Genomic DNA, 3,899 nt, shown 5'->3' with positions numbered 1-3,899 from the left:
TTGCGACCTGGTCGGCAATCTCCTCGGCCTTCGCGTCCGGCAGGACGCCCGGCCGCAGGCCCCTAGCCCCGTGCTTCAGCGCGGGGCACAACCCGGGTTTCAACCCGGGGCACCAATTCGGGGCACCGCCTCAACCCGGGGCACCTGCCGCCCCCTTCGGGGGCTCTTATAATCCGGAGGGGGGGCCCTGATTCCACCAGCTTACGCTGGTGGCAAAGGGCTTCCGCCCCTTCGGGGCTGGACGGCAACGGCTTGTCGAGAAGCTCGCCCTTTGCGACCTGGTCGGCAATCTCCTCGGCCTTCGCGTCCCTCAGGACGCCCGGCCGAAGGCCTCTAGCCCCGTGCTTCAGCGCGGGGCGCCGACGACCTACGCGACCTGGTCGGCAATCTCCTCAGCCTTTGCGTCCGTCAGGACGCCCGGCCGAAGGCCTCTAGCCCCGGGTTTCAACCCGGGGCGTCGATCCGGGGGCACAACCCGGGTTTCAACTCAACCCGGGGGCACCAACCCGGGGCACCTGCGGCGGACGGCACCACCAACTTCGGTCGCTCAGCTTTCGGCAAGCCAGCGTTCCAGGGCGTCGCGCAATTCGTCCGGCACCGGGCGCTTGCCGGTTTCGATCTGGGAAACCATGGTCTGGTGGACGCCCAGCAGGTCCGCAAGGGCCTGCTGGGACAGGCCTCGCTTGCGGCGTGCCAGGCGGATACGGTCGGCGGAAACGGCGATCTGCTGTGTGGTGGCGCGCCGCAGGTCCTCGGCGGTATCATGGACCTCGATGCCCCGTTCGCGAATGGCCTGACGGCGGCGCTCGCGGTAATTAGCGGGCAAGAAGGGCCGCACGTTGAGGTTCATGATCTCCTGGACGCCCAGGGAACGTATTGCGTCCAGTGTCAGCCAGCGTCCCTGATCGTATCCTGCGACTACCCCTCCGTAATATTCCTCCACCACGACTTCGAGATCCTCAAGGAAGCGCCGCGCGGCTTGTGAGCGCAGCTTCGGGTCGGAGCGCTCGGCGCTGTAGCCGCCGACCATCTCCAGCCATCCCGCCCTGCGCATCACCGACCGACGCCCTCCCACTGTGTACCCTGAGCCGGCGCGCCGGCCATTGCCGCCGGCCAGGACGAACATCTGGCCCTCCGGCAGAAGGGGGCAGTCATTCCGCGAGTACAGGCGTTCCGGCCCACCTTCAGCGTTCTTGACGCGCTGGCGGCGGCGACCGTGCTGATTGTCCCAGTTCAGGGTGATCTCGCGCTCCAGGGCGTCATCCAGGGCGCGCTGAGTGGTGGTGAAGTCCTTGGCGCCATGAGCCAGAATGCGGGCCGGATCGAAGGACACGTAGGACCCCGCTCCGTTGCTGCCGGATCGCGCCGTGCCCGATCCCTTGAGCAGGCCTCGCTCTTGTTGCGACAGCGGCCTTGCCCAGTCGAAGATCGTCTTCTGAGCGGGCCCGTCAAGTTCCGACGCCCCGGACCTGAACACTTGCAGGCAGCCCACGAAACCCGGCTGTACGTCCATCAGATACTGGTTGCTTTCCACGGATTGGGGCGGCGCGGGAGGGTTGTTCTCATCGCCGCGCCTCACCAGAATCGGGTGGTCCCCGTACCAGACTTCACCCACAAAGCGCCCGAAGCCCCGGACGGTCTCCCCATCCAGGCCGCGCACGGAGAACATGACGGTGGCGAGGGACGCCAGCACATTGTCCACTTCCTGCTTCCAGTTCTGGGGGGGCTCGGCGCCCTCCACTTCCCAAAGCGCCATCCTGATCGCCTCGGCGGGAATTACCACCCAGTTGCTGCGCTGGTGGAAGACTTGTCCCAGCACAAGGCCCATAATTGCGTGCCCGCGCTTCCAGATGCGGATCTGGGCGGAAGCCTGGTCCACTACCTGCTGCAAGCGCCGAATCTCCGTCTGCTGCACTTCCGGGAACAGGCTCTCGCCGGCCTGCACCTTGAGCTGCTGGATCTCCTGTTCGCGCAGAGCGACCCGCCGTTCCAGTTCCACATGCCATTCGTCCATCCACGGCCCGGCCAGACTGTCCCACGACAGGCCGATTTCCACATATCCCTGGGGACTGCGGAACACCCGGCAGGCGTACTCCCGGGCACCGCCTGAGGCCAGCACATCCCGGGTGGATTCATCGATGCGCCGATAGCCCGATCTCATCCCCAGAGCCAGCATGAGGTCCTTGACGGTGCGCGAGTCCGCCGCGAGATACGGTTCATCGGTGCCGTCGGGCGCCTGACGCAGACCGCCTTTGCGCTTCCTGAGGCCCTCCAGACCCTCCTCGCGATAAATGCGCTCGGCCTCCTTGCGCACTTCCTCATTGAGAACCGGCAATTCCGACCAATTGCGAAACAGCCCGCGGGTGTGGACGGTAGCGGTCAGAACCTCGTGGGTCTCGCGGTCAACGAGGGCCGGGCCCATGGGCAAAGGGAAAGTTCGCCGGGGCAGGATAACCGGTTCGGGGAGTGTCTCCAGAACCGTGGGTTCCGGCTCTATCTCCAGCAAAGGGGGATCGTCGGTGGACTTGTACAAAGGCTCCGGAGCTTGTGGCCGCAAGCGTTCTACCTGCGCCGCAATCTGCTTGAGGATCCGGTTCCAGAAAATGCCTCGCTCCCTGGGCGTCCAGGTCGGGGGATCGCCGAGGGTGAAACGCAGTCCGGTGACTACCGGGTGATATGCCCGGCGCCCATCTTCGTCCAGGACCAGCGGGTGAATCTCCAGCACAGCCGCCACATCATACCTGTGCTTGCCCACCCGACCCTCAAAACGCATGAAAAGCGGATCAGAAAACCAGAAACCCCGCAGATGCATATCCAGGTATTCCCGGCGATCCTCTTCGGGCGTCGTCTCAAGTTCCGCGCGCAGCTGGGGCGGCAGCAGTGGCAGGTATGCGCCGCCACGCCGCAGGAACGCCACCCCCCGGGTCAGGAAGTGGAAGACGCAGAAGCCCAGGGAGCGCTCCAGATGCCACTGCCACGATTGCAGGCAAGCGGGGTCAGGGAGCGAGGAGGGGGAGAAGGTCTGCCCATGCCATTTCCAGTCCCAGCCGATGGGATACTGGGCTTCAATCCAGGGGCTGTCCCAGGAGACGGAAGGGCCCTGCTCTCCTTCCAGCGAGTTTCGCAGGGCGCGCAGGTTGCGCAGAGCAAGCTCCAGGACGGTGAAAGTCAGCTCATCATCGGATCGCCGCCACGCCTGGCGCTCCAGAGGTCCGGTGAGGAGTTCCCAACGCTGGGAGAGCTGTTCGTCGAAGAGCGTTTCAGCCACGCACATCCCCCGGCACGATAACAAAATACCAACATTGGCGCCAACCACTGCAAAGGCAACAATAGCTACAATACAGAAAAGGTTCCCGTTATCGCCAATATCACCCTGCAGTCGTTCCGCCGCTACACTCCGAGTCTACCAAAGCGGTGGGGCGAAGGCAATTGACACAGCGTGGGCAGTGAGAGGGCAAAGGGGCAATATCGGTGGCAGACTATGCACGTGAGGGCCCCTCCTCCGGGCCCCACGCGCCGGAGACGGCCCGATGTGAAGTCTCGTTGTGGTGGTAGGTCCGCGACGAACTCGCCGAACGCGACAGGCAATAGCCTCGTCCGCCGGCCTCAACGGAACCAACGTCCCATCACTGTGCACATCTCCCGTAGCCCACGCAGGGGCCTGTACGGAAATCTAAGGCCCGGTATTGTGTAGCATAGTGATAAGATCGTCGGTCTCGTGTATCCAGGCCTTGCCGCGTTGGTTGGCGTTGCGCCTTGCGATCACCAGGAACATCCCCACGTTGGCGCCTGTGTCAGTGTGATACGTCGTGGCGCGGTCCAGGGTGCGGCGCAAGGGCCTCATCACCCCGCCTTCCATCGCGTTCGTCGTGCGATAGCTCCGGGGATGCTTCACCTTG

At 64.6% G+C, this 3,899-nt stretch carries 2 protein-coding genes; both read right to left on the bottom strand.

What is annotated here, in order from left to right; genetic code table 11:
• Nucleotides 1–547: 547 nt before the first annotated feature.
• The gene (locus HPY44_22335) at nucleotides 548–3,268 is read right to left on the bottom strand and encodes a helix-turn-helix transcriptional regulator (protein NSW58758.1); all 2,721 of its coding nucleotides are present in this window, start codon (nucleotides 3,266–3,268) and stop codon (nucleotides 548–550) included.
• A 405-nt stretch (nucleotides 3,269–3,673) separates the two neighbouring features.
• Nucleotides 3,674–3,844 (bottom strand): hypothetical protein, encoded by a 171-nt coding sequence (locus tag HPY44_22330; protein ID NSW58757.1) that lies wholly within the window; start codon nucleotides 3,842–3,844, stop codon nucleotides 3,674–3,676.
• Nucleotides 3,845–3,899 lie beyond the last annotated feature (55 nt).

It is taken from the genome of Armatimonadota bacterium, from assembly GCA_013314775.1.
Taxonomy (GTDB): domain Bacteria; phylum Armatimonadota; class Zipacnadia; order Zipacnadales; family JABUFB01; genus JABUFB01.
Note: the sequence above shows the minus strand (reverse complement) of the source record. Positions and strands in the feature narration are given on the sequence as shown.